Here is a 21,688-nt window from a genome sequence, read left to right as displayed (position 1 = left end):
TTTTGGCATTGGGCCCTCGGCGCTGACGGAGGCCATGGGCATGCTCAACCACCATTTCGCAGCAGCCGCCTGATCGGCGCAGAGCGACAGCCTACCTCTGACTGCCGCCAATCTTTGCAACAGAGCCCGATAGAGCAGCACAGCCTCTATTATCTTATGCGAGAGGCGTTGGGTGTTTCATCTGCGGAATAACGGCTAGCGCTGGCTGCGATTATCCTAGTGGTTTCGCACGCGGATGATGCAGAAATTAAAAGTTTTGCATCAAACCGGAAGCCCAGCTTTTCCGCGCCCTTCCCTGATGCAAAAATCTGATGCAGAATCGCGCCATGATTTACGGCTATGCGCGCGTCTCGACCAACGGCCAGGACCTGGCTCAGCAGCTCGCCCAGCTTGAGGCGGCGGGCTGCACGAAAATCTACCGCGAGAAGATCAGCGGCGCGTCGGCCGAGCGGCCGCAGCTCAAGCGCGCGATCGGCGCGCTCGATCCCGGCGACGTGTTGATGGTGACGGCGACCGATCGCCTCGCCCGCAACACGCGCGACCTGTTGAACATCCTTCACGCGGTCAAAGAGGCCGGTGCCGGCTTCCGCTCGATCGCGGAGCCGATGCTGGACACGACATCGCAACTCGCCGAGGTCGTGATCGCGGTGCTGGGGGTCGCGGCAAGCTACGAGCGCCAGCGGATCAAGGAGCGCACCAGCGTAGGCCGCGCCCAGGCCAAGGCACGCGGGGTCAAGTTCGGCCGCAAGAGCGCCCTAACCCCGCACCAGCAGGCCGAGGCGCGGCGCAAGCTCGACGCCGGCGATACGCAGCGCACGGTCGCGGCCCTGTTCAACGTCAGCCAGGCGACGATTTCGCGGCTACAGGGGAGATGAGCGCCGCCCCCCGGCCCCTTCTGGTGTCGATCTAGGCGGCGACCGGCGGCGCACATTCCCAGCGGCCATCCTGCCAGTGGAACCCTACCCGCTCCGCGTTGCTGATCGCGGGCGGCTCGCCCTTGCGCCAGAACGCGCGCATCTTAGCCCGTTCGTCCAGATGAGCGTCGGCGACGATCGCGCGCGCGGCCTGGATGAACTGTCTATGCCCGAAGACATAGACCAGCGAGGCGGGCGGCATGGCGGCAAGGCGGGCAAGCGCCGCCTCGCAGCGCCGGAGTAGGGTGGCGAAGCTCTCCGCCCCTTCCCCGTCGCAATAGTCCGGATCGGCCTCGCTCCAATAGTGTTCGAGGTGCGGCATCCGTTCGGCGCTGCGCGTGCCGTTCCAGCGCGCCGGTTGTAGATAGGTGAACTCTTCGATCGGCCACACTTCGACCGGCACGCCGGGAAAGCGCGCGATCGTCGGCGCGGCCGTCTGCTGAGTCCGGGTATAGGGCGACGTGACGACGAGCGCGGGCGCTTGCGTCCAGCTCGCCGCGACCTGGCGCGCTTGTTCGTGGCCGCGCTCCGTTAGCTCGATCGACCCGAGATCGTGACACGGCACGCCGGCATTGCCGGTGGATTCGCCGTGACGGATGAAGAGCGCCCGCATATGCGGCATCTATCCGAATACCTCGCTATGCGATCCAAGGCGCGCGAGGCGCAGCGTTTCGTCGTCGGGCTTGGCGTAGATCAGCACCAGGTCGGGCTTGACGTGGCAATCGCGATAGCCCGCCCAATCGCCGCTCAGATCATGGTCGCGATAATTGGGATCAAGCGGCGTGTCGGTCGCGAGCGCGGCCAGGACGGGCAGAAGATCGGCATCGAGGGTCGCTCGATGCCGGCCCTTCGATTCCCGCTTGTAGTCGCGCTTGAACCGGGTCGAACGATCAATCGTCCGCATGAAGGTCCGCCATCAGCGCCTCGACGCTGGCGAACTTGGTCCCCTTCCCCGCCGCCAGCTCTGCCATTGCCTCGCGTGTCGCGGCGTTCGGAACCTTGACCTCGAAAGGCAAGCGCCGTTCATCGGCGATACGCAGCATCAGCAGCCGGATAGCGTCGGAGATCGAAAGCCCCATCGCGCCCAGCGCGGCGGTGGCGCGTTCCTTCGTCGTATTGTCGATCCTGGCGCGGACATAGGTGTCGGAAACAGCCATTGGGATTTCCTTTTGAAAACGTAGTCCTAATGTAGTCACAGAATCCGATTTTGGCAATGGCGCGACGATCATGCGCCTGCCGCTGCACGGCACCTTGGCTCTAGTCGCTGGGCTCCCCAAGCCCACAAGCGGTCTTGGCCCAAGGTGACGATCCACATGGCGGGAGCGAGATCGCTGCGCAGATCTCGCCGGCGATGTGCCGGCGTTCGCCGGCGTCGATGTTCTTTCGGGGGGAAAGGCGGTCCCGGCCACCTCTCCCCCGCAACGGGAATAGACGGGCCGAGGCTCAGTCGCTTCGCTCCCTGCGCCCGCACCACCCCGTCGATTCCCGCTGCCCCCCTCTCTCGCCGGCTGCTCCGCGCGAACTCGGGAGCGATGGCGAGAGGCCATCGCCCCGAAGGGCGATTTGAAGGGAGTAGAAGGCATGACGCAGGACAATCGCGAAAGCTGGCTCAACCGGGTGGCGGCGGGCGTGGCCCCGCTGTTCAAGGGGCTGGATGCCCCCCTGCCCGATCGCGTCCGCGTGGCGATCGGCTTCACCAGCAGAGGCGCGAAGGGCAAGGCGATCGGCGAGTGCTGGGACAACCGACTTAGCGCGGACGGGCATTTTGAAATCTTCATCCGCCCGGACCTCGCGCACGCGCCCGACGCCATGCCGGCGCAGATCGCGGCCATCCTCGCGCATGAGCTTGTCCATGCCGCCGTCGGCATCTCGGCAGGGCATGGGAAGGCGTTTAAACGGGTCGCCCTTGGCCTTGTCGGGCCGATGCGTGCCACCATCCCCGGCGAGGCGTTCCTTGCGGCCATCGCGCCGATCCTCGCCGATGTTGGCCCCCTCCCCCATGCCCGTCTCGACACGGACGGGGAGTCGACCGCGCCTAAGAAGCAGAAAACCCGGATGCTGAAATGCGAGTGCGCGACGTGCGGCTATACCGTGAGGACCGCGCGCAAATGGCTTGAGCAGGCCGGAGCGCCGCTTTGCCCGATCGAGAATCACGGCCAGATGAGCCATGAGCCGCTGGACGATGACAGCGAGAATGAGGGCGGCGAGGACGGCTAGACGCCCTGCCCTTTCATCCGATAGCCGCTTGCGCTATGACCACATGCAAACATGCGTTCATGTAAGGATATTCACATGCCAACAATCGCGATCATCAGCCAGAAGGGGGGCGCGGGCAAGACCACCCTTGCCTTGCACCTGGCCGCAGCCGCCGAGGATTCCGGGCATACCGCGCTGGTGATCGACCTCGACCCGCAGGCGACGGCGAGCCAATGGGCGGCATGGCGGCAGGACGCGCCCCCGGTCGTGATCGACAGCGCGCCCCCTCGCCTCGCCGCCAAGATCGAGCAGGCGACGGCACAGGGCGCGGCGTTCATCGTGATAGACACCCCACCCCATGCCGACAGCGCCGCCAGCGCCGCCGTCGAGGCGGCCGACCTAGTGTTGATCCCTTGTCGGCCGAGCGCGTTCGACCTAGCCGCGATCAAGACCACGGCCAGCCTTGTGAAGATGCGCGGCAAGCCCGCTTTCGTGATCTTCACGGCAGGAAGCCCGACCGCGCCACGCATGTATGACGAGGCGGCACAGCTCGTGCAGGGTTACGGGCTGGACGCCTGCCCGCTGCATGTCGCCGATCGCGCCGCGTTCCGCCATGCGGCAACCGAGGGGAAAACCGTGATGGAGATCGAGCCGAACGGCAAGGCAGCCGATGAGGTGCGCCAGCTTTACAAGTGGGCATGTGAACATGTAAACATGCCAGCATTCAGGAGGCGGAGGGCCAGCGCATGAGCAGCCGGAAAGGATCATTGCTTGCATTGCGGGATCGCGAGGCCGCGCCGGCGACGGCCGAGCCGGAGGGGAGGGCGGCCACGTCGATCGCCCGCAGCACTGACGCAGGCACCGGCAGCAGTTCGAGCAGCAGCCCAGTTGCGCCGAGCCGTCAGGGTAAGAAAGCCATGACCGGCTATTTCAGCCCGGAAATGTCGTTCGCCATGCACATGACCGCCCGCAAGCACAGCATGAGCTTGCAGGACGCGATGGCCGAGGCGTTCAACGACTGGCTCCGCAAGATGGGGGAAAGTCCTGTAGGCAAGTAAGCATGTTCACATGCAAACATGCCAGCATGTGAACATGTCCCCTTTGCTCGCATAGGAATCAACGCAACGGCTTGCGTTCGTGCCGCTTCTTGCAGAAGCCGAGGAAGGCGGCGCGGGGGCTTTTCAGTTCGGGCTTACCCATGTCGTGCCACCACGACACCCATTCGTCATAAAGCGCGTAAACGTCATAGCCTGGCGCAGCGCCCTTGGCGTCGTGCATGGTTTCCGGATCGATATAGGGCGCATCGTCGGCGACGGCGACCGGATCGGGCTTGCCCTTGAGGCCCGAGCGGTTGCGGAAGAGTATCACGTCATCATCCATCGTCACCGCCTAGTCGGGGAAATGGCCGTGATCGGCGTCATGCTCGCAGACCTTCTTGACCAAGGCCCGGAACACCCGGAGCGGGCTGTTCGAGCCGCATTTCTTTTGGAGCAGTTCCAGGCCAATCTTCCATTCGTCCTTCACGCCGCAATGCTTGCGCGCCAGCTCATACATGCGTCGCTCGAACGGCTTGCGGAGCCGGAAATAGTCGCGGTGAAGCGTCAGGACGTTCTTGCTGATGACCGAGCGATAGACCCAATCCGACAGGGTGATTTCGAGATCGAGCATCCGGCCATCGAACGTCTTGCGTGTGATCCTGGCCTCTTCGATCAGGCCGAAAATCCGTGTTTCCTCGACACCGCCCGTTTGAATGTTGGTCCGCACGGTCGTTCCGCGCAGGCGGGTGAGGGCGTCGGCCATCAGTCGATAGCCTTCGCCGCTGGTTTGCCGGTTGGTGGCGACGAGCAAGTCATAGGCTTGCAGGCGCACCGTGCGGCTAGGTTCCTCGCCCTTGTTCATCTTCGCGACGAGCTGCGAGATGCAGTAGATCAATATGTCCTTGTCGGCCCCTGTGCATTATGCGGACATAGATTCACGGTAGCGGTTTTATGAGCAGCGGCATGAGGCCATTGGCGTCGAGATCGAGGTGATCGGACCAGACATAATCGCCGGTGAGATTGATGCGATCCCAACCCAATGGTGAGAGCCGAGACAGCATAGCCGGATCGATCTGGCTTCCGCGGCGGCGCATTTCTTCGACGGCGTGCCCAAGATAGCGACAGTTGAACAGGATGATCGCTGCGGTGACGAGGTTGAGGGCAGCCGCGCGGGTTTGCTGGTTCTCCAAGCCACGGTCGCGAAAGCGACCGAGCCGATGGAAGGCGACCGCTCGCGCCAGGCTGTTGCGCGCCTCGCCCTTGTTCAACTCGGCGGTGACCGTGCGGCGTAGCGCCGGATCGTCGAACCAGCGCAACGTGAACAGCGTGCGCTCGATCCGTCCTACCTCGCGGAGCGCCGCGGCGAGGCTGTTCTGCTGGCGGTAGGCGGATAGCTTTTTGAGGATCAGCGAGGGCGTAACGGTGCGATCACGCATCGCGCCGATGACGCGTTCGATATCCGGCCAGTGGCTGACGATCAGATCCCGGTTGAGCCTGTGACCGAACAGTGGCGCAAGCCTGCCATAGCGCTTCGAAGGTTCGAATGCGTAGAGGCGCCGGTCGGACAGGCGAGGAATGCGCGGCTCGAAATCGAGCCCGAGGAGATGCATCGTTGCGAACACGATGTCGGAAACGCCGCCTCCATCGACGTGCAGTGCGGTCAGATCGGCGTTGCTGTCATGGCCGAGGAGCCCATCGAGCGCATGGATGGCTTCTCCTGCCGTGCCGGCGATCACCGTCTGGTGCAGCGGCGCGTAGCGGTCGGTGATGGTGGTGTAGATCTTGACCACTGGGTCGCGACCATAATGGGCGTTGACCGCTCCGCCGGCTTCGCCCGGCCCGCCCAGGTAGAAGGCCTGGCCATCCGCGGAAGCCCGGTGTCCTTGCCCAAACCAGGCGGCGATCGGCTCGGCGTGGATGGCGTCGGTCAGACAGGCGAGCGCCGCCCGAAAGGTTTCCTCGCGCATGTGCCATGTCTGCATGCGCAGCAGCGCGCGGCGTGACCCTGCGCCGCATACCTCGGCCATGCGCGACAGCCCAAGATTGGTCGCTTCGGCAATCAGAGTGGCGAGGAAGGCCTGCTCATCGCCAGGCGGCAACCCGGTCGAGACGTGCCCGAAGTGCTGGGTGAAGCCGGTCCATCGTTCGACCTGCGACAGCACGTCGGTGATACGCGTGGCAGGCAGCATACCGTAGCAGGCAAGCGTCAGATGCCGTCCTTCGTCGTGCCCGGCATCATCGTCCTTCAGTTCCTTGGGGAAGCGCAATCGCTCGCCAGCGAACAGGGCAGCATCACGTCCGGCCAGATTCTGGGCGACGTCGCACAAGGCTTTGTCGAGTTGCGCGGCGCGCTGATCGAGCCATGCGTGTGGATCACCGAGCGAGAACACCGGTTGCAGCGCTGCGCCACTTGATGGCGCGAGCAGCACGTCCAGCAACCTGTGCAGCCGTGACCTCGGCACCCAGATATCACCCGATGCCAGTGCATTGGCGAGCGCCCCGTAGGTGGCCATCTCCTAATGCGTCCGGTCGATCTTGCCGGCGACCACGACATGGCGGTGCCAGCGCCGCTCGACATGACCGAGCGGAACGTCGGCAGGGAGCGGCTTGCGCCAGTCGCCATCAAGATCCGACAGGACCGTCATCGCATTGCGCAACGCCGCGGTGCCGGCCCGGCCGTGGAAATCGAGCGTTTGCAGGAATAGAGGTCCTATTCGTTTGAAGGTCCGGTATTCGGCTGCGATCTCGCTCAACACATCGTCCCTGTGAGGTGCCGCGGTACGACGGATGATCGCGGCATCGGCATCGAGCATGTCGAGAGGCACGATATCCCTGAGGGCCGCGCCGATATCTTCACCGGTGCGTGCTACCCGGCTAACTGTTTCCAGCACGGTGGCGATGCGCATCAGTCGGTCACGGCCTTCGCGTCCCGAAATCGCGATTCCCTGTTCCAGGCGTTTGCGGGCACGAAGGTGAGCGCGTCCCATCAAGGCGCCGAACATGGCGATCGCCGCGTCGGTAAGCGTGGCTTCCATCTCGCGCAGCGTAGCAAGCAGGATGACCCGCCTGCGGGAGGCGCGCATCTGTTGGAAGGCCTGGGCGGTATAGCGCACGCCTTCGCGGGCGAACTGCGTCATGCGTGGCTCGTGCAGGGGATCGACCGGAACACAGGAAATTCCGGTCCTGCGGATCAGAGCGACCTTCTCAAGGATTTCGGCGAGCGAGGCTGACGCGACGCGGGGCTGTGGTTCGCGCAGCCACGACAAGCGGCTCTGTCGATCATGCACCTTCTCATCGACCAGCGTATCGAGGCGCTGACGCATATCCGCATCGAGTTTATCATGGATTGCAGCGACCAGATCGGTTTCCACCCGCAGCATCGCCTCGGCCGCCATCCGCTCGACTACGCTGATGCCGGGGATAACGATGCGCCGCGTGCGCAGCTCGTCGAGCAGTCGATCGAGCAGAATACGCCCGTCCACGATGGGCATGGCTTCGATTTCCAGCCAGGTCATCATGATACCGCGCGCTGGCCGGCTCAGATCGGTGAAGCCGAAGCGCGCCTTGATGGCGGCAAGCTGATCGTAGCGGGTCGGCGCTCGCCGCGCGAAGTCGGCGATGGCGCCTGCATCCACCCCGACCTGCTCGGCGATATGGTCGAGCATGATCGCAGGCAACAGCTCGCCTGCGTGCAGATGCCGCCCCGGAAAGCGGAGGCAACAGAGTTGCAGGGCGTAGCTCAACCGGGTTGCCGGAGTGCGCGCGGTGCCGATTGCAGCAAGGTCCTCGGCATCGAGGCCATAGTGTCGCACCACCGCCGCCTCGCTGTCGGGCAAAGCAAGCAATGCGGCGCGCTGCCGCTGGGTCATCGGAATACGTGCGGGCATGTTTCATCCTTCAAAAACCTCTTGCCTTTTGCCCGCTTAATGAAAGAGGATTGTGAAAGGCCCAAGGCTGCGGAAATTGGTGCATCCTGTTTCCACCTCCGGATACGGCCGTTTGTGAAAGGCAGGATTTGACCAGGGCACCCTATCTGATCGGCTATGCGCGGGTGTCGAAGGGTGACGAGCAGTCGAACGCCGCCCAGCGCCGCGCCCTCGACGCGGCTGGGTGCAGGCGCGTGTTCGAGGAAATTGCCAGTGGCGGGCGCTGGGACCGGCCAAAGCTCCTGGAGATGATCGGCCAGTTACGCGACAGTGACGTCGTCGTCGTCTGGAAACTCGACCGGCTATCGCGCAGCCTCAAGGATCTGCTGCACATTATGGAGCGGATCGAGGCGGCGGGCGCGGGCTTCCGCTCGCTGACCGAGGCGATTGACACCACCACGGCCGCAGGTCGCATGATGATGCAGATGGTCGGGAGCTTCGCCGAGTTCGAGCGCGCCATGATCCGCGAGCGCACCTCCGCCGGCCTCGCCCAGGCGCGCGCCGAAGGGCGGATCGGCGGACGCCGGCGCAAACTCGGCGAAAAGCAACGGCGCGAGATCGCGGAGTCCGTCATCTCCGGACGAAAATCCGGCGCCGAGATGGCGCGGCTCTATCATGTCAGCGAGCCGACCGTTTCGCGCATCGTCGCCGCGCACCGACAGACTATGGAGCTACCGGCATGAAACGCGGCCACGACCTGACCGGGCTGATGAAGTTCGCGACACGGCCCGAGTGGGCCGACGACCTGCATGACGCGCTCGACGATCATCTGGGGCCGGTTCTCACGCAGTTCGACATCGATTCCGACGAACTGCCCGGCATCATCGGGGATCACTGGGCCATGACCTTGTGGGGCTGCGCGTTCGAGGACCTGGTGACCCGCGTCTTCGAGCCCGATGGCCGCAACATCGTGGACGAATATCTCAAGCGCCGCGGATGGAACGAGGCCGGCCCCAACAAGCTCTACATGCGCGCGCTGAAGACCTCCGTCATGAGCGTCTATGAAGTCAGCGCGATCGAGCCCGGCGTCGGCTTCCTCGCGCGAGATCTGATCCGGGGCGGTGATCCCGTCCAGGTCCGCGAGCGCACCGCGTCCAGGACGCTGGGCCCGTGGGATCGGATCGGCGTGCGCATCATTCCGGTGAGCGGGCATAGGATCCTGGCAGGCGGCCTGCTGTCCTTTACAGCGGAAGCCACCAGCGCCCTTCTCGAGGCATTGCGCCTGGGACAGGGCAAGCGCGGCCCGCGCGCGAAACTAGTGATCGACGATGATCAACTGCGCGACCTGGCGCCGCTCATCTCGATGGTCTGGCTGTTCGACATCTTGCCCAGGATGCTCGAGCCTGTCGCCATCCCCACGCTGCATAACGCCGATGGCGAGGAGGTTGTTTTCCACCGTGTCCGTTTTCCGTTCACGCGGGGGACGACGCAGGCACTCATCGGCGACCGCCTCGATACCGTGCCCGCCCTGCAGCGGGAAACGTCACATTTCTGGAACTGGCTCGGCACCAGAACAAAACAGGGCAAGAAAGGCACCGGCCAGATGGCGTGGGGTGTGTCAATGGAAGACGGCACGCCGGTGCTTGGGAATCTGGAACTCAAGGGCCGCGCTCTGATCCTCTCCGTCACCTCGGCCGAACGTGCAGAACGCGGCGTTGCACTCGTCACCCAGGCGCTCGGCGCCCTGGTGGGAACACCTTTGACCGAGATCGAGACGATCGAACAGGCGATGGCTGCGCGTCAGGAAGGACGAACCGTGTCGGAGCCGGCACCGGACATCCCGGTCGAGGTCGCCACCCCGCTTGTCCACGGCATGCTCGATCGTCAATACCGGACACTCCTCGATGAGCCTGTCCCGATGCTCGGCGACAAAACGCCGCGACAATGCGCCGGCAGCAAGGCCGGACGCGACCAACTCGCCACGTGGCTAAAACATCTCGAAAATCTCAGTGGGAGACACGCTGACATCGATGATCCGATGGCGACGTACGACTTCGGGTGGATATGGCAGGAACTCGGGATCGAAGAACTGCGCCGGTGACGGCTTGACCCCGCAACGATGAAGGACATGCTGGCCGCCTGATAGACACTGGAGCCGCCTTCACCAACGGTGCCTGCGGATTTGTATTGCGCACGGCTGCTCGCAGGTGCAGCATGAGGATGCCTTTCAGGCATCCTCTCCTAAAACTATGGCCGGCCGTTGTGCCGGCCTTTTTGTGTGGCCGCGACGGCTTACGTAGCGCAATCCCTGGCAGAGAAGCTGGCGCCGACGTCCCTCAAGCTCGCCTACCGTGAATCTGTGGCCGAATAATGCACAGGGGCCATCTGGGCTGAACCTGCTGATTGCGGCGATTTCCTACTGGAACACGGTCTATCTCGACCGGGCCGCCCAGCACCTCAACGCTGTCGGCACGACGTTCGATGCGGCACTGCTTGCGCACCTTTCTCCGATGGGCTGGGCGCACATCAGTCTGACCGGCGATTACCTCTGGGAGCAGGCCAGGCGACTTCCAGCAGGTGAATTCCACCCACTCAACGAGCCAATGGCGCGGTTGAAGCGTGTAGCGTAGCCCATGTTCCGCTTATGTCCGAGAAATCGTTGTCTGGCGAACAAACCTTGAGGTGACGCCTACTTGCCGTGCTTGGTCCAACCAACGCTGTTTGCACGTTCCAAAGCGACCAAGGCGTCTGATACCGCCTTCTGCGCGACTAGAAGATAACCTTCGGCAATGCTGGGCCATGTTAGCTCATCGAACGGATTTGTGACGTTGCCGCTGAAATAGTCGAGAGCTTCATGGGCGCGTGCAGCCGCCTCGATTACCTTGGCGGTATGTTTCTTTGCCCTGTCAGATTTCTTCATCGTGCCTCATGAAGCCATAGCCCATCAAGAGATCGCAAGCGGTGGCAGCTGCCACCGCTCTACCTTCCGTCAGTTTTGAGCCTGTCACGATCTACGGACAGCTGGGGTAGGACCGGATACTTTAAGGCTTCACGCTCCCGCGCCCGACCTTCATCTATCCCGTATGATGTGCCAATCATCAAACCTACGAAGAACACGGGGATCAAGAGCAGAAGCATCGAGCCGAAGCGTGTTCTACGGCGAGAGCTTTGGATCGCGAGCGCATCACGTTGCAGCTTGAGAGCTGTTATGATCGTCTCGGTAGCAAGGGTGATTTCATGGGCGTCGTCGCCCACATTTGTAAGCAATTGCTCAACGTCCGTCAGAGGGCGTTCCACCTGTTTACCCACTTCGCTTAGATCAGACCAAGCGAGGTTTCTGGAATGAATCACGCGAAGCAAGGTTTCAATGTGACGATCGAGATCGGACACGCCTCTCGATGGCACCGGATCAGACCGGGGAATGTTCATCGTGCGGTTTCCTGTTTCCAAAAGGCATGTGCCATGCACTTAGCGCGAGCGGGACGGCTTCCGCTCCTGCTGGCGAAGCGTCAAATCCTCGCGCGCTATGCGGGTAGCCTCGTTCTGGCGCTGTTGCTCGAAACGGGCCGCAGGAATCGGTCCGCCGTTCTCAATCCGCTTGGCCACCGTTTCCTTCGCGTTCTCGATGTAGCGCGCCTGATCCTCCTTTTTGGGAAAGCGCGTTTTAGCTTCGATTGAGGCCGCCAGGACGTGCGACTGCGCGGCCTTGAATTGCGGATCGGTCGCATTCTCGCGGTGGGAGTTACGGCGGAATTGCTCGGCCGCTGCGCGAGACTCGGTAGGGTCTTGCTTTGCCATGCTCGCTCTTTTCGTAGGGTCTTGAGCTTCGCGCGCCTTGTCACGCGCCGCCAGTCTTTCTCCCTCAAGCTTCAGCTGGGGAGAAGGCTCGAAGTCTTTGACGGCGACACCGGCGCGGGCGGCTTCCAGATAGACCGCCTTCTTGAAATCATCGCTGCCATGAACACGGATCGACTGCCAGCCATTATGCTTCGCAATGGCGACCGCATCGCCAATCGCATGGTCCTTGTTGATCCGAATGCCATCTTGTCCCTTGATCGACATATCGGGCTTTTCATCGCGGCCGCTCCGAAACAGATCGTCGCCTACGCGCAGATATTTGCGTTCGATCTGCGCCGGAAGGGCCAAGGTTGTATCCTCGACCTTCTTGTCTTGGTTCGCCGTCTTCGACGGAGCGTCGGCGCGGGAGGGCGCAGGCTCTGATTTTTCCGCCTTCGACCGTTCGCCCTCAACAATATTCAGCGCCTTGTCGGCCGGGGCCGATGGTGCCGCTTCGCGCTTTACCGTCCGAGGCCAAGCCTCAACATCGGCCAGCGCGGCGCGCTCGCGGGGCTCCAATTCAGCGGCAGGCGCCCCGCGTTTTACGGCGCTATGATAGTCCCTAATAGCAGGGCTTAAGTATTGCCCCACCGGCGTTGAGCCATCGTTCTGCCAGTCCGTGGATGCTAGCCAAGCAGTTTTGCCACCTTTCTGCATCGTCAGCGAATGATCGCCATTGTCCGCCTTGACGTAAGCCTGCATCGCATCGGGAAGAGTAGCGAACGACTGTTTGCTGTTCCCCGGTCCGCCGCGAACTTCGAAAGGGCGTGGCTCAGATGCACCGCGCTGGCTTGTGTCATCATCGGCCATATTCTTCTCCTTCACTTAGAACTAGATCCCGGCGCTGGCCTTCCCACTCCTCTTTTGTCGGGTCGGGACCAATAATGTCGTCGAAGTCGATTTCATCGAAAGCCATGCTGCCGTCCTTCACTGTCAGGTTCGGCATGTCGCGATCGAGGGCGAGAACGTCTTCGGGAATGTCCTGCACCTGGTCATCGGCCAGTGCGGAATAATCGTTGAAAGCCGCCAGCTCTTCATCGCTCAGATCATCGATGGTCGCGATCGGGGCGATCGGCTTGGGCAGCGCCGGCACTTTCGGCGCAGGCGTCAAGCGCGAGCGGAACACGGCATCCTTGAAGTAGCGAATTTTCTTCCCGCGAATGACGGGGATACCGCCCCGGATGACGAGAATATCGTCTTCGGGCAGCTGCATCAGCTCTTGAGGGAGCATCAGTGCGCGCCGCTGTTCGGAGATTGTCTTGCTTCGATTGGCGAGCAATCCATGTATCGTCAGGGACCGGCTTTCCGCATCCTGACCGAGATAACCGAGGCGTTCGGACAGTTCCTTTGCGACCCGCAGTTCCTTGGGCGTGAAGGCAATTTCGACCCCGCAGTTTGATACGATTTCGTCCGCGCCATGCTCCCCATAGACATTTCGCAGCTGGGAGCGTGACTGGATGACGGGAAGCAGACGAAGCCCATAGCCGCGCACATAGGAGAACGCATTTGCAATGACCTGGGCGCGGCCGAGCCGCGCAAATTCGTCCAGAATGAGCAGCACGGACAGCTTTTCGCTATCGTCGGGCAGTTGCCGCGTGTTGAGGTCGATCAGCTGTTGGAAAAACAGATTGTAGAGCGGCGCGACCCTATCGAGTTCATCCGGCGAAACGCCGAGATAGATCGAGGTCGGGATGCGGCGAAGGTCCGTCAGGGAAAAGTCGCTTTCGGCAGTCGCGCGATCGACAATCGGATTGATCCAGAGATTGAGCTTGGAGGTGACGGTCTGGATAATGCCGGTGAATGTGTTGTCAGCGCTGGACGTAAAATCGCTCAACGCAGCGCGGCACCCTTCCGATAGCGCACCATCGCCGGCTTCCTTGGCGAAGAATGCCTTCATCCCTGGCATCGTGATGGTCCGGTAGATCTCGCCAAACGAGAAGGGACGTTCAGGCTTGGCCGCGATCCACGATGCAATGCCGACAAATGCCGTGCGGGCTGATTCCGTCCAGAACGCCTCGCCCTTTTCCGGAGGCACGAAGAGCATCGTGGCGATCTTCTGCAATTCGACCAGGACCTCAATCGGGTCGGACCTGTTGATGTAGCTGAGCGGGTTGTAGCGGGCCGTGCGGCCTTCCCTGTCCGTAGGGTTGAACAGGACAACCTTTTGGCCGCCTTTGCGGCGGAAACCCGCCGTGATTTCGTAGTTCTCACGCTTAATATCGAGCACGACAACCGAATCCGGCCATTGCAACAGATTGGGAATGACGATGCCGACGCCCTTGCCCGATCCGGTAGGGGCTTCGAGCAATACATGCTCCATCTTACCCACCATGAGAAAGCCGTTGCGGAAAAAGCCATTGCGGAAGCGGCCGAGCACAATGCCCTTTTTCGCGCGAAGGCCCGCCTTGCGGATTTCACCTTCGCGCGCGAAACGAGCTTCACCGTGAAGGTTCTTTTTCGGCCGCAGGACGATCGCCATGAGCAACACCGGCAACGGCACGCCTATGACCGCGGCTCGCCAAAGCGCTTCGGTCACGACAGGATCATGCCGGTAATACCAGAAGAAGCCGGGGAGCGTGAGCGGATCATAAGCCGCGGCGGGCATCTTAAGGAAGAACCACGCCACCGTGCCGGTCAGCAGGCCGATCAGCAGGAGCGTGATCGGAAGGAGGACGAGGGCCAGTGCGAGCCTGTTAGAGCCTGTTTTCTGGATCAAAATATATCTCCGTCACGCGAAAGCGGCCTTCGACCTTCTTGGTCTGCACGACCACATCAACCAGCAGCTTGAGCAGGCTGCGAATGTCGTCACGGGCCAGATCGGCGCCGCCCTCGCTTTCCTTGACCAGCAATGTCAGCTGTTCGAACGCGAGTTCGGCCGAGTCCGCATGGATCGTCGTGATCGAGCCGGGATGGCCTGAGTTGACGTTGCGGAGATAGAAGAACGCGGTGCCGTCGCGCAGCTCCTGCAACAGTATCCGGTCAGGCCGCATACGCAGGGCCGATTCCAGAAGATCCTTTGCAGAGATTTTCGCGGTGCCCTGCTTGTCCTTCGCGTAGAGCATGTGGACCACGTTGCGATGCGGAACGACCAATTCGCGCGTGTCTTCGATCGTCAGCAGCCGCTCATGCGGCGGAATGAGCTGGATCAGCCCTTTAGAGAGCGTCGTCTTTCCCGAGCCGGTAGCGCCCGAAATCAGGATATTCTTGCGGCCTTGGACCGCCTTTTGGAAAAATTCGACGTGCTTTCCTGCGTCGAGCAGATCGCGCAATTCAACATCGAGCGGCGAGACTTGCCTAGTTGCGATCTTTGTCTCGCTAAACAGCCCACCGCGCTCGAAGTCCTCCATCGTCAACGTCACCGATGACGGTTTGCGGATGGTGATGGACACGGTGCCGGCAGGGACAGCAGGCGGCACAACCAGCTGCACGCGCTCACCGCTGGGGAGGATTGTGGAGCAGATCGGCGTGGACTGGCTTATGTCCTGATGCGTGAAAGCCGCCGCTGCCCGCGCGAGCGCGAGCAGCGACTTTTCATTGAGGTCAGGCAATGTCTCCCAGGACCATCCATTGCGCGTTTCAATCGCCGCTTCGCCAGCCTTGTTAATCACCAGCTCCGTTACGTCCTCACGCGCAAGAAGAGGACGCAGCGGCAGCAGGGCGTTTTCGAGGACAGCCGTATTGCTCACTGGCCGCGCCTCAGCCGCAGGCCGTAGATGTTGGAGAAATCGAAGTCGCGAGCGACCATAATCCCCACTTCCGCGCCCTGATTGATGCGAAGCACCGGCTGAATCTGCATCGTGTCCCGCAAGATCGTGTCCGACGCTTGGCTGGGAACCCGCGTGACATTATCGGCGTCGGAGACTTCCGAGGCGGCGATCGAGGCGGCATCGTTGAGCGAGCTGAACAACAGCGCGGCCCCGAAGCGTTCCCAAAAGAAGTTCTTCACGCCGCCTGCCATACCTGAACGGCCAAGCGCGTCGCTGGCGGGCGAACCTACGTCGATCGCCACGCCGCGAGGCGTAACCGCGCGGTTCCATACCGCAAAGAGACGATATTTGCCGCGCTGGACGCCGGTTTGATATTCGCCCAAGACGCGCGTTCCCTTTTCCAGCAGGACGACGCGGCCGTTGTCCGAATAAATGTCGCGGGGAATGATGCAGCTGACATATCCGGGCTGACTGGAATCCATCGCCGTTTGCAGCACGCACGGAATGAACGACCCTGCGAGGATCAGCATATCGCGGTTGCCAATGTCGCGGCCTGACACCCGATCAATTTGCGAGGTTTGGCGCATGTTTTCGAGATTTGTCCGGCGCGATCCACCTTGCCCATCACCATCGGCCGACGCACCAATCAACTGCGCGCCCTGTGCTCCTGTGCCGCCGCCCATGGGCAGGCCGGTGGCAGCTGCCACCGCTCCACCGACCCCGCCGCCGTTTTCGCCACCATAAGCCATGATCCCGGCGCGGCGTTGGGCCTCAGCGATGACTTGCCCCTCAGACTTTTGGGGGCGGCCATTCGCGCCGCCCGTGCGGGGCGCTTGGCTTCCATCAAGCGCCGGCACTTCCGTCATGGGCACCGGCGCGTTCGGATCATTTGGCGCATCGGCAAGCGTGGGCGCTATGATCGACTTGGGATCGTAGTTGGCGAGCTGCCTTTCATCCGGCTTTTCCGCTTTCTCGGCCTTTTCGGTTGGATCGCTCCGCATCGCGTCGATTGTGCTGAAACCGAGAACGATCGCGCCGCAGGCAACCGCCGCGAGAACGACCGCCTTTTTGGGGTCGATCGACCTGTTCGGCAGAGCGGCAATCTTCGCCTGGCGCTCGCTTTGCCGCTCAATATCTTCGGGATCGGGCACCGGCTCAGACGCGAGGGGCCGGTTTTCGACCGTCTCGCCCTGCGAGATGATGTTGTCGCCATGCGGCGCGTTGTCATGATCGTTCGCAGCCATTTTATTGAACCCCCGTGGTTCGCTCGACTAGGCCAGAGGCCGTGTCAGTTTTGGGATCGCGCCCGTAATAGTCGGTTTTCTGATTGTGGATGCAGAGCACTTCGAGGCCCCGGCGCAGCCGGATTGTCCTGTAAACCCCGTGCAGCACCACATATTCATCGCGCACATCGAAGGAGGCGATGGCTTCCGATCCATCAGGATTGACGACGAAGAACGCCGGCAATTCACGCTGGTTGGGGAAGCGCATCACGGTGAACTGTCCATTGTCAGACACTTCGGAGGGCTGGATGGCCGTCGATCCTTGCATGATGTAATCGGCGTTGCGTGTGCCTTCCAGCACGCCAATATCGAGCGCGGACTTCACCGCGCCGCGTTCCAAGGCTTTCAGCTGGGCCAGCTGGGCCATTGCGGCTTGCGCCTGCGCCTCGGCCGCTTCCTGTTCAGGATAGCGGAAAACGACCGTATAGAAGCCGCTGCCGCGCTGCGTTGGCGACAGAGCGAAGCGGTAGCTGCGCGGGCCGTAGCGTGAACGGGTTATGACTGTCAGGTTCGTGCGACCCGCGCGCTCGCGCGGTTTGATGAAAAGCGAATTGGCAGCCGGTGCGACTTCCCAAGACACGGTATCGCCCAACGCCACATGCTCGACTACTTCATCCTTGGCGAAGACGATTTCCGTGGCGATGCGGAATACACCCGGAATCTCATAGACTTGCCGATCATTGTAGTTCGCTTCACGAACCCGGTGATCGAGCACCGTCGCATGAGGCGTTTCTTCGGCCATCGCCGGCGACGCAGCTAGCGCGATCGCGAGCGCAAACGGGGCGCTCCACTTCAACACGGTCATTGGGGCACCTCCACGTCAGCGCGATAGCTCTCGACCTGATAGCCAAGCGGATTCTTGAAGCGGTCCACTTCCTTGCTCGGCGTGCCATCGACCTTGTATTTGATGGTCGCGACGGCATCGGTTTTGGTCGAGTTCGAGCCGGTCACAGATTCCTTAGTGAAATAGACCTGCGCGACGTTGCCGCCCAGGAACGACACCCGCTTGATTTCGACAAAAACATCAGTGCGGTTCGCAAGGATGTTTTGCGGACTTTGGGGATTGTCGGTCTTGTAGAAGCGTGACCACCGATCCTGTTCGGGCCGCGCCGACATGACCATGACCGCATCGAAATATTCTTCGCGAGCGGCCGCTATCCAGCCTTCGCGATAGCGGACATAGGTAGCGAGGAAATACTTACGGACCGCCTCGTCATAGGTGATCGTCGCGTCACCGTGGAGCTTGGCGGCGATCGACGCCTCGCCCGTGTTACGGTCCACCGTGATAACATATGGCTCGACCGTTTTTAGAGGCGTCAGGGCTGCAACGGCCACAACGCCAGCAGTCGCCAGGGCGCCAGCAACGCCAGCGACGACCCACGCCAGCTTTTTGGAGCGCTCGGCCGCCGCAAGCTTGTCACGTTCCCAGCTTGCAGCCTCTTCAAAATAGGCTTTCAGCTCGTCCTTTGGAATACCAACTGCCATCGTAACACCTCAGCAATTCGAGTAGATCGGGCCGCGCAGCGAGGCGCTTAGACGCGGCACTTCGACCGCCCGCGATGCGTCCGACTGTTCATTGCCCGGAGTGGAGGGGTCTGCCGGGGCCGCGTCCGGCGTTGCCGGTGCACCCTGATTGAACACGTCCACATTTGCCGGCGCGGTTCGCTGTGCGGCCTGATCCGGGATTGTGGGGAGGGTAAGCCCATGCGGATTTGCAGGCCGCATCGGCCCCTCACATTTGGCTGGCTTTTTGACGGGCTGACCTGCGCAGGCCGCCAGCGCCAGGCAGATTCCGAGTCCAAGCAACTTGCGCATATTCGTTCCCTCAAGCTCTGGTGATTGTGTTTCGGTTGCGCCAACGGCGAACCGCCGACGAGAAGCCCCGCCCCATGCTGGCCCCCATGGCGCGGGCATCGCTGGCCGCGTGCCCTGCGCCCGTTGCAACTGCCCCGCCACCCTTCGTCACCGCGTTGCCGAACTGCGTCACCATTGCAGCCGCGCCGCCGCCAAGTGAGGCAGCTATTCCGGGGATTTGGATGAAGAAAAAGCAGGCGAGAATGTAGAACGCGATGATCCGGATACAGGTGCTCCAGATGTTGTCAAAATCGCCATCGAATGTTGCTGTTGCCGATTCAGCGACATTGGCCACAACGAGCACAAGAAGCATCGCAAATAGCGACAACATCAGAAAGTTGAGGACGCTGCCGAGCCATGAGAAGAAGTAGCTTCTGGTGGAATCAAACAGCAGCGCTGCTACGAAGATCGGCCCGACCACCGCCAGACAGGCGAGCGCAAACAGCGCATAGAGCACGATCACAAAGCCGACAGCCAGTGCGAACAGAGCCGCGATCGCTGTCAAAAGAATGATGATAGTGGCACCGATACACAGCATAATTGCGGCCGCAGCGCCGGGAATATCAGTCAGTGAGGCGTGTTCCTCTGCGTATTTCTCGGTCGCATCCTGCATCGCGAGCAGTGCATCATCGACCCGCGCCCACATCCCATCGAAAGACCCACCAACGCCGTCCGGTGAGCCGCCTACGATCGAGGCAAACTCATGCGGCAGGCCGGTCACGATCATCTGTGCGAGCGATGCTCCATAGAGGTTTGTCACAGCATAATAGAGCGCGGCCAGCATAAGCGAGCGATAGACATATTCGCGGAAGGGGTATTGCACGGCCCCGCGCATAATCGCGTAGCCTAGCAGGATTATGTAAATGATCATGCCAGTGCGGAGCGGTCCAGCGATCCACCCAACAAACCCAGCATAGTTGGACACAACTACCGAATTGAGTTCGTTGGTGAAGCCCTGATAGGCATTCGTAAATAGATCGTATTCCACCAGACCGCTCCGATTAGATATAATTCAAGCTGTTATTACAGCCTTACATTCCAGCTGCCTTCCGTGCTCGCGCACGCTGCTCATCACGTTTCCGCGACCTTTCAATGGAGGCGATTTTGTTCTTTATGCCTCCGCAATTGCGAGCCACTGGCATGGGGAGGTCCGACTGTTTGAGTTCGCTGTTCACGATCTTGTCGCACTCAGCGACGATCACCGGAATCTGATCTTCATGAGTTTTGAGCCAATCAACGTCATGATAGGTCATTAAAATCTCGGGAAATGTGGGCGCGCGTTCGCAGCCGGCGAGCAAGCCGGCTGCGCTGATCGCAAGAAGGACCATTTTCTTCATGGTCAAATTCCAGCTGCCGCCCGCGCTCGCGCACGCTGCTCATCGCGTTTGCGCGACCTGTCCGCAAAAGCTTCGGCCGTGTGCGCCGCGGCCTCCGCTCTGCGCGCTCGCTCCAACGCTTCGACGCGGAGCTGGTCGTTCATCATCGACGCGCTTTCGAGCTGGATGCGCGCTTGAAGGTCAGCAACTTCCTTGGCTGTTGATGCGGTCGCAAGTCGATTGCGCAGCTCTTCCAGACCCTCACTGCGCGATGTGGCCGCTTCGCCCATGCCTTCGGCCATGGCCTTGTCCATCGCGATCGAGCGAGCTGTCTGATAGCGAACGTCAGTCTGATCGCCATTCGCGGATACGCCGAGACGTTCGAGCATGTCCTGATAGATCGCATCAGATCGCCCGCCGTAGCTGCCGCCGCCGCCAAAATCGCCGCGCGCCATGCGTTCGAGCGAGTTCACATCAACGCCCAGGGTGCGAAGTGAATCTGTCTTAAGCTGGTTGGCGATCGAGGAAACATCGGTCAGCTGGTTCAACCCTTGGTAGAGCTGCTGCGCTTCCGCAATCTGCTGGCGACCTTGCTCGATCATCTGCATGGTCTTCTGGATTTGTTCGATATGCTTGAGCACCGACGTGCTATCGAACACAGGGATACCCTGCGCACTGGCTGGCGTCGCGGCCGCAAGGCTCCCGATCGACACAGCCGCCAAGATAAGCTGCTTCATAGTCTCACTCCTTTCAGCTTGGGCGCCGGCGCCGGTGAAATTCCGGCAACCAGAGCTTCGGATCATTGCCCAGTTCGGCAATCACTTCGCGGGCCACGCCCGTTGTTTCAGCGCGGCCCGACAGCACGGCCAGTTCATCGTCCATGCCAATGAGATCCAGGCCGACCACAACGGAGTCATGGCCCTGCTTCACGAGGAATTTGCGGCTTTCCGGCGACAGCTCTTCGCGCACCAGCTTAAATTCCGCCTCCGAGAGCGAGAAGCCTTCGATGTAATCCCGGCGCTGGCCGAACGGATTGGGCAGGAAGATTTTCGTCGCGACCTGCTCCAAGATCGAATGGCTGATCGTGGACCGCAGCGCGTCCGCAGGCGACTGTGTTGCAAAGACGAGGAACGCATTGCGCTTGCGGTATGTCTTGAGGCCATCCTGCGCGAATGCCGTGAACGCCGGATCGGCCAGCGCCTTCCAAAATTCGTCAATCGCAATAACCATGCGCTCGCCTGTCAGGAGCGCGTCTATCCGCTCGAACAGGTAGAGCATGACCGGCGTGCGGATTTCCGCGTTTTCGAGGAAGTCGGTCATATCGAAGCCCACGAAACGGGCTTCGAGAGACATGGAATCTTCCTCATTATCGAAAACCCAGCCAAGGTTCCCCTCGGAGGTCCACTTGACTAGGCGCGCGCCGACGCCGCCCGAGTCCGACATGCCGAGCATGGTCCGCAGCGCCGACAGCGAGCGTTGCTCGCGTGGCAGCTTCATCACGGCTTCGATGCCATCGTCGATCAGGTGCGATTCCTGCACCGTGATCGGCGCGGCTCTGTTGCAAAGATTGGCGGCAGTCAGAGGTAGGCTGTCGCTCTGCGCCGATCAGGCGGCTGCTGCGAAATGGTGGTTGAGCATGCCCATGGCCTCCGTCAGCGCCGAGGGCCCAATGCCAAAA

Annotated in this window: 22 protein-coding genes and 4 pseudogenes; 7 read left to right on the top strand and 19 right to left on the bottom strand. The window is 61.6% G+C overall.

Features of this window, described 5'->3' with window-relative positions; genetic code table 11:
- Positions 1-326 precede the first annotated feature (326 nt).
- The gene (locus WP12_RS21195; protein WP_046195644.1) at positions 327-875 is read left to right on the top strand and encodes a recombinase family protein; all 549 of its coding nucleotides are present in this window, start codon (positions 327-329) and stop codon (positions 873-875) included.
- Between the two features lie 31 nt (positions 876-906).
- Here WP12_RS21195 and WP12_RS21190 read toward each other — a convergent pair whose 3' ends face one another.
- From WP12_RS21190 to WP12_RS21180, 3 genes are read right to left on the bottom strand one after another with little or no spacing between them, the layout of a single operon-like run.
- The gene (locus tag WP12_RS21190; protein WP_046195643.1) at positions 907-1,527 is read right to left on the bottom strand and encodes a histidine phosphatase family protein; all 621 of its coding nucleotides are present in this window, start codon (positions 1,525-1,527) and stop codon (positions 907-909) included.
- 9 nt (positions 1,528-1,536) lie between these two features.
- Positions 1,537-1,818, bottom strand: coding sequence for a type II toxin-antitoxin system YafQ family toxin (locus tag WP12_RS21185; RefSeq protein WP_046195642.1), 282 nt, complete (start codon positions 1,816-1,818; stop codon positions 1,537-1,539).
- The gene (locus WP12_RS21180) at positions 1,805-2,071 is read right to left on the bottom strand and encodes a type II toxin-antitoxin system RelB/DinJ family antitoxin (protein WP_046195641.1); all 267 of its coding nucleotides are present in this window, start codon (positions 2,069-2,071) and stop codon (positions 1,805-1,807) included. Before WP12_RS21180 ends, WP12_RS21185 begins: the two co-directional genes overlap by 14 nt.
- 424 nt (positions 2,072-2,495) lie before the next feature.
- Here WP12_RS21180 and WP12_RS21175 point away from each other — a divergent pair, with 424 nt between their 5' ends.
- The 3 genes from WP12_RS21175 (at position 2,496) to WP12_RS21165 (ending at position 4,168) form a co-directional block, all read left to right on the top strand.
- Positions 2,496-3,131, top strand: a complete 636-nt coding sequence (locus WP12_RS21175; RefSeq protein WP_046195640.1) for a transcription elongation protein SprT — start codon at positions 2,496-2,498, stop codon at positions 3,129-3,131.
- Between the two features lie 75 nt (positions 3,132-3,206).
- Complete coding sequence (parA, locus tag WP12_RS21170; RefSeq protein WP_046195639.1) at positions 3,207-3,860, top strand: ParA family partition ATPase; 654 nt, start codon at positions 3,207-3,209, stop codon at positions 3,858-3,860.
- A complete protein-coding gene (locus tag WP12_RS21165; RefSeq protein WP_046195638.1) occupies positions 3,857-4,168 on the top strand; it encodes a ribbon-helix-helix domain-containing protein in 312 nt (103 codons plus the stop codon). The genes parA and WP12_RS21165 overlap by 4 nt, the downstream gene beginning before the upstream one ends.
- 58 nt (positions 4,169-4,226) lie before the next feature.
- Here WP12_RS21165 and WP12_RS26070 read toward each other — a convergent pair whose 3' ends face one another.
- From WP12_RS26070 to WP12_RS26515, 3 genes and pseudogenes are all read right to left on the bottom strand, one after another.
- Positions 4,227-4,490: a hypothetical protein gene (locus WP12_RS26070; protein WP_235399243.1), complete on the bottom strand. Its 264-nt coding sequence runs from the start codon at positions 4,488-4,490 to the stop codon at positions 4,227-4,229.
- A 9-nt stretch (positions 4,491-4,499) separates the two neighbouring features.
- Positions 4,500-5,051, bottom strand: a pseudogene (locus WP12_RS26065) (replication initiator protein A); the annotation flags it as partial.
- Positions 5,052-5,082: 31 nt separating this feature from the next.
- Positions 5,083-8,034 (bottom strand): annotated as a pseudogene (locus tag WP12_RS26515) (Tn3 family transposase).
- 128 nt (positions 8,035-8,162) lie between these two features.
- Between WP12_RS26515 and WP12_RS21150 the strand changes: the two are divergent.
- The 3 genes and pseudogenes from WP12_RS21150 to WP12_RS21140 form a co-directional block, all read left to right on the top strand.
- Positions 8,163-8,756 carry a recombinase family protein gene (locus WP12_RS21150; protein ID WP_007683474.1) on the top strand — a complete coding sequence of 198 codons (594 nt, stop codon included), beginning with the start codon at positions 8,163-8,165 and terminating at the stop codon, positions 8,754-8,756.
- The gene (locus WP12_RS21145; protein WP_007683476.1) at positions 8,753-10,114 is read left to right on the top strand and encodes a hypothetical protein; all 1,362 of its coding nucleotides are present in this window, start codon (positions 8,753-8,755) and stop codon (positions 10,112-10,114) included. The genes WP12_RS21150 and WP12_RS21145 overlap by 4 nt, the downstream gene beginning before the upstream one ends.
- A 283-nt stretch (positions 10,115-10,397) precedes the next feature.
- Positions 10,398-10,643, top strand: a pseudogene (locus WP12_RS21140) (Tn3 family transposase); the annotation flags it as partial.
- Between the two features lie 59 nt (positions 10,644-10,702).
- Here the strand turns inward: WP12_RS21140 and WP12_RS21135 are convergent.
- The 13 genes and pseudogenes from WP12_RS21135 to WP12_RS21080 all read right to left on the bottom strand — a co-directional run.
- Positions 10,703-10,933 (bottom strand): hypothetical protein, encoded by a 231-nt coding sequence (locus tag WP12_RS21135; protein WP_004213230.1) that lies wholly within the window; start codon positions 10,931-10,933, stop codon positions 10,703-10,705.
- A gap of 59 nt (positions 10,934-10,992) precedes the next feature.
- Complete coding sequence (locus WP12_RS21130) at positions 10,993-11,442, bottom strand: hypothetical protein (protein WP_004213229.1); 450 nt, start codon at positions 11,440-11,442, stop codon at positions 10,993-10,995.
- Between the two features lie 39 nt (positions 11,443-11,481).
- Complete coding sequence (locus WP12_RS21125) at positions 11,482-12,660, bottom strand: LPD7 domain-containing protein (protein ID WP_004213228.1); 1,179 nt, start codon at positions 12,658-12,660, stop codon at positions 11,482-11,484.
- Complete coding sequence (locus tag WP12_RS21120; RefSeq protein ID WP_046195636.1) at positions 12,650-14,566, bottom strand: type IV secretory system conjugative DNA transfer family protein; 1,917 nt, start codon at positions 14,564-14,566, stop codon at positions 12,650-12,652. Before WP12_RS21120 ends, WP12_RS21125 begins: the two co-directional genes overlap by 11 nt.
- Positions 14,544-15,536, bottom strand: a complete 993-nt coding sequence (gene virB11, locus WP12_RS21115; RefSeq protein ID WP_004213226.1) for a P-type DNA transfer ATPase VirB11 — start codon at positions 15,534-15,536, stop codon at positions 14,544-14,546. The genes WP12_RS21120 and virB11 overlap by 23 nt, the downstream gene beginning before the upstream one ends.
- Positions 15,533-16,801 (bottom strand): type IV secretion system protein VirB10, encoded by a 1,269-nt coding sequence (gene virB10 / locus WP12_RS21110; RefSeq protein ID WP_004213224.1) that lies wholly within the window; start codon positions 16,799-16,801, stop codon positions 15,533-15,535. Before virB10 ends, virB11 begins: the two co-directional genes overlap by 4 nt.
- Before the next feature lies 1 nt (position 16,802).
- Positions 16,803-17,645 (bottom strand): TrbG/VirB9 family P-type conjugative transfer protein, encoded by an 843-nt coding sequence (locus tag WP12_RS21105; RefSeq protein WP_004213222.1) that lies wholly within the window; start codon positions 17,643-17,645, stop codon positions 16,803-16,805.
- Complete coding sequence (locus tag WP12_RS21100; RefSeq protein ID WP_004213217.1) at positions 17,642-18,325, bottom strand: virB8 family protein; 684 nt, start codon at positions 18,323-18,325, stop codon at positions 17,642-17,644. The genes WP12_RS21105 and WP12_RS21100 overlap by 4 nt, the downstream gene beginning before the upstream one ends.
- A 9-nt stretch (positions 18,326-18,334) precedes the next feature.
- Positions 18,335-18,655 carry a hypothetical protein gene (locus WP12_RS24435; RefSeq protein ID WP_004213216.1) on the bottom strand — a complete coding sequence of 107 codons (321 nt, stop codon included), beginning with the start codon at positions 18,653-18,655 and terminating at the stop codon, positions 18,335-18,337.
- 10 nt (positions 18,656-18,665) lie between these two features.
- Positions 18,666-19,682, bottom strand: coding sequence for a type IV secretion system protein (locus tag WP12_RS21095; RefSeq protein WP_004213214.1), 1,017 nt, complete (start codon positions 19,680-19,682; stop codon positions 18,666-18,668).
- Between the two features lie 43 nt (positions 19,683-19,725).
- Positions 19,726-20,031, bottom strand: a complete 306-nt coding sequence (locus WP12_RS21090) for a hypothetical protein (protein WP_006949657.1) — start codon at positions 20,029-20,031, stop codon at positions 19,726-19,728.
- 2 nt (positions 20,032-20,033) lie between these two features.
- Positions 20,034-20,828, bottom strand: coding sequence for a type IV secretion system protein (locus WP12_RS21085; protein WP_235399239.1), 795 nt, complete (start codon positions 20,826-20,828; stop codon positions 20,034-20,036).
- Positions 20,761-21,561: pseudogene (locus tag WP12_RS21080) on the bottom strand (TraG/VirB4 family ATPase); the annotation flags it as partial. The gene WP12_RS21085 and the pseudogene WP12_RS21080, both read right to left, overlap by 68 nt.
- Positions 21,562-21,688: the final 127 nt, after the last annotated feature.

Origin of the sequence: Sphingomonas sp. SRS2, from assembly GCF_000971055.1 — a bacterium.
In the GTDB taxonomy this organism is placed as follows: domain Bacteria; phylum Pseudomonadota; class Alphaproteobacteria; order Sphingomonadales; family Sphingomonadaceae; genus Rhizorhabdus.
Note: the sequence above shows the minus strand (reverse complement) of the source record. Positions and strands in the feature narration are given on the sequence as shown.

What these genes read in the sequence shown, in the direction of transcription:
- WP12_RS21100 (WP_004213217.1), bottom strand. Translation starts at nt 18,325, where the DNA reads ATGGCAGTTGGTATTCCAAAGGACGAGCTGAAAGCCTATTTTGAAGAG.
- WP12_RS21125 (WP_004213228.1), bottom strand. Translation starts at nt 12,660, where the DNA reads ATGGCCGATGATGACACAAGCCAGCGCGGTGCATCTGAGCCACGCCCT.
- WP12_RS21175 (WP_046195640.1), top strand. Translation starts at nt 2,496, where the DNA reads ATGACGCAGGACAATCGCGAAAGCTGGCTCAACCGGGTGGCGGCGGGC.
- WP12_RS24435 (WP_004213216.1), bottom strand. Translation starts at nt 18,655, where the DNA reads ATGCGCAAGTTGCTTGGACTCGGAATCTGCCTGGCGCTGGCGGCCTGC.
- WP12_RS21190 (WP_046195643.1), bottom strand. Translation starts at nt 1,527, where the DNA reads ATGCGGGCGCTCTTCATCCGTCACGGCGAATCCACCGGCAATGCCGGC.
- parA (WP_046195639.1), top strand. Translation starts at nt 3,207, where the DNA reads ATGCCAACAATCGCGATCATCAGCCAGAAGGGGGGCGCGGGCAAGACC.
- WP12_RS26070 (WP_235399243.1), bottom strand. Translation starts at nt 4,490, where the DNA reads ATGGATGATGACGTGATACTCTTCCGCAACCGCTCGGGCCTCAAGGGC.
- WP12_RS21145 (WP_007683476.1), top strand. Translation starts at nt 8,753, where the DNA reads ATGAAACGCGGCCACGACCTGACCGGGCTGATGAAGTTCGCGACACGG.
- virB10 (WP_004213224.1), bottom strand. Translation starts at nt 16,801, where the DNA reads ATGGCTGCGAACGATCATGACAACGCGCCGCATGGCGACAACATCATC.
- WP12_RS21165 (WP_046195638.1), top strand. Translation starts at nt 3,857, where the DNA reads ATGAGCAGCCGGAAAGGATCATTGCTTGCATTGCGGGATCGCGAGGCC.
- WP12_RS21090 (WP_006949657.1), bottom strand. Translation starts at nt 20,031, where the DNA reads ATGAAGAAAATGGTCCTTCTTGCGATCAGCGCAGCCGGCTTGCTCGCC.
- WP12_RS21185 (WP_046195642.1), bottom strand. Translation starts at nt 1,818, where the DNA reads ATGCGGACGATTGATCGTTCGACCCGGTTCAAGCGCGACTACAAGCGG.
- WP12_RS21135 (WP_004213230.1), bottom strand. Translation starts at nt 10,933, where the DNA reads ATGAAGAAATCTGACAGGGCAAAGAAACATACCGCCAAGGTAATCGAG.
- WP12_RS21130 (WP_004213229.1), bottom strand. Translation starts at nt 11,442, where the DNA reads ATGAACATTCCCCGGTCTGATCCGGTGCCATCGAGAGGCGTGTCCGAT.
- WP12_RS21105 (WP_004213222.1), bottom strand. Translation starts at nt 17,645, where the DNA reads ATGACCGTGTTGAAGTGGAGCGCCCCGTTTGCGCTCGCGATCGCGCTA.
- WP12_RS21180 (WP_046195641.1), bottom strand. Translation starts at nt 2,071, where the DNA reads ATGGCTGTTTCCGACACCTATGTCCGCGCCAGGATCGACAATACGACG.
- WP12_RS21195 (WP_046195644.1), top strand. Translation starts at nt 327, where the DNA reads ATGATTTACGGCTATGCGCGCGTCTCGACCAACGGCCAGGACCTGGCT.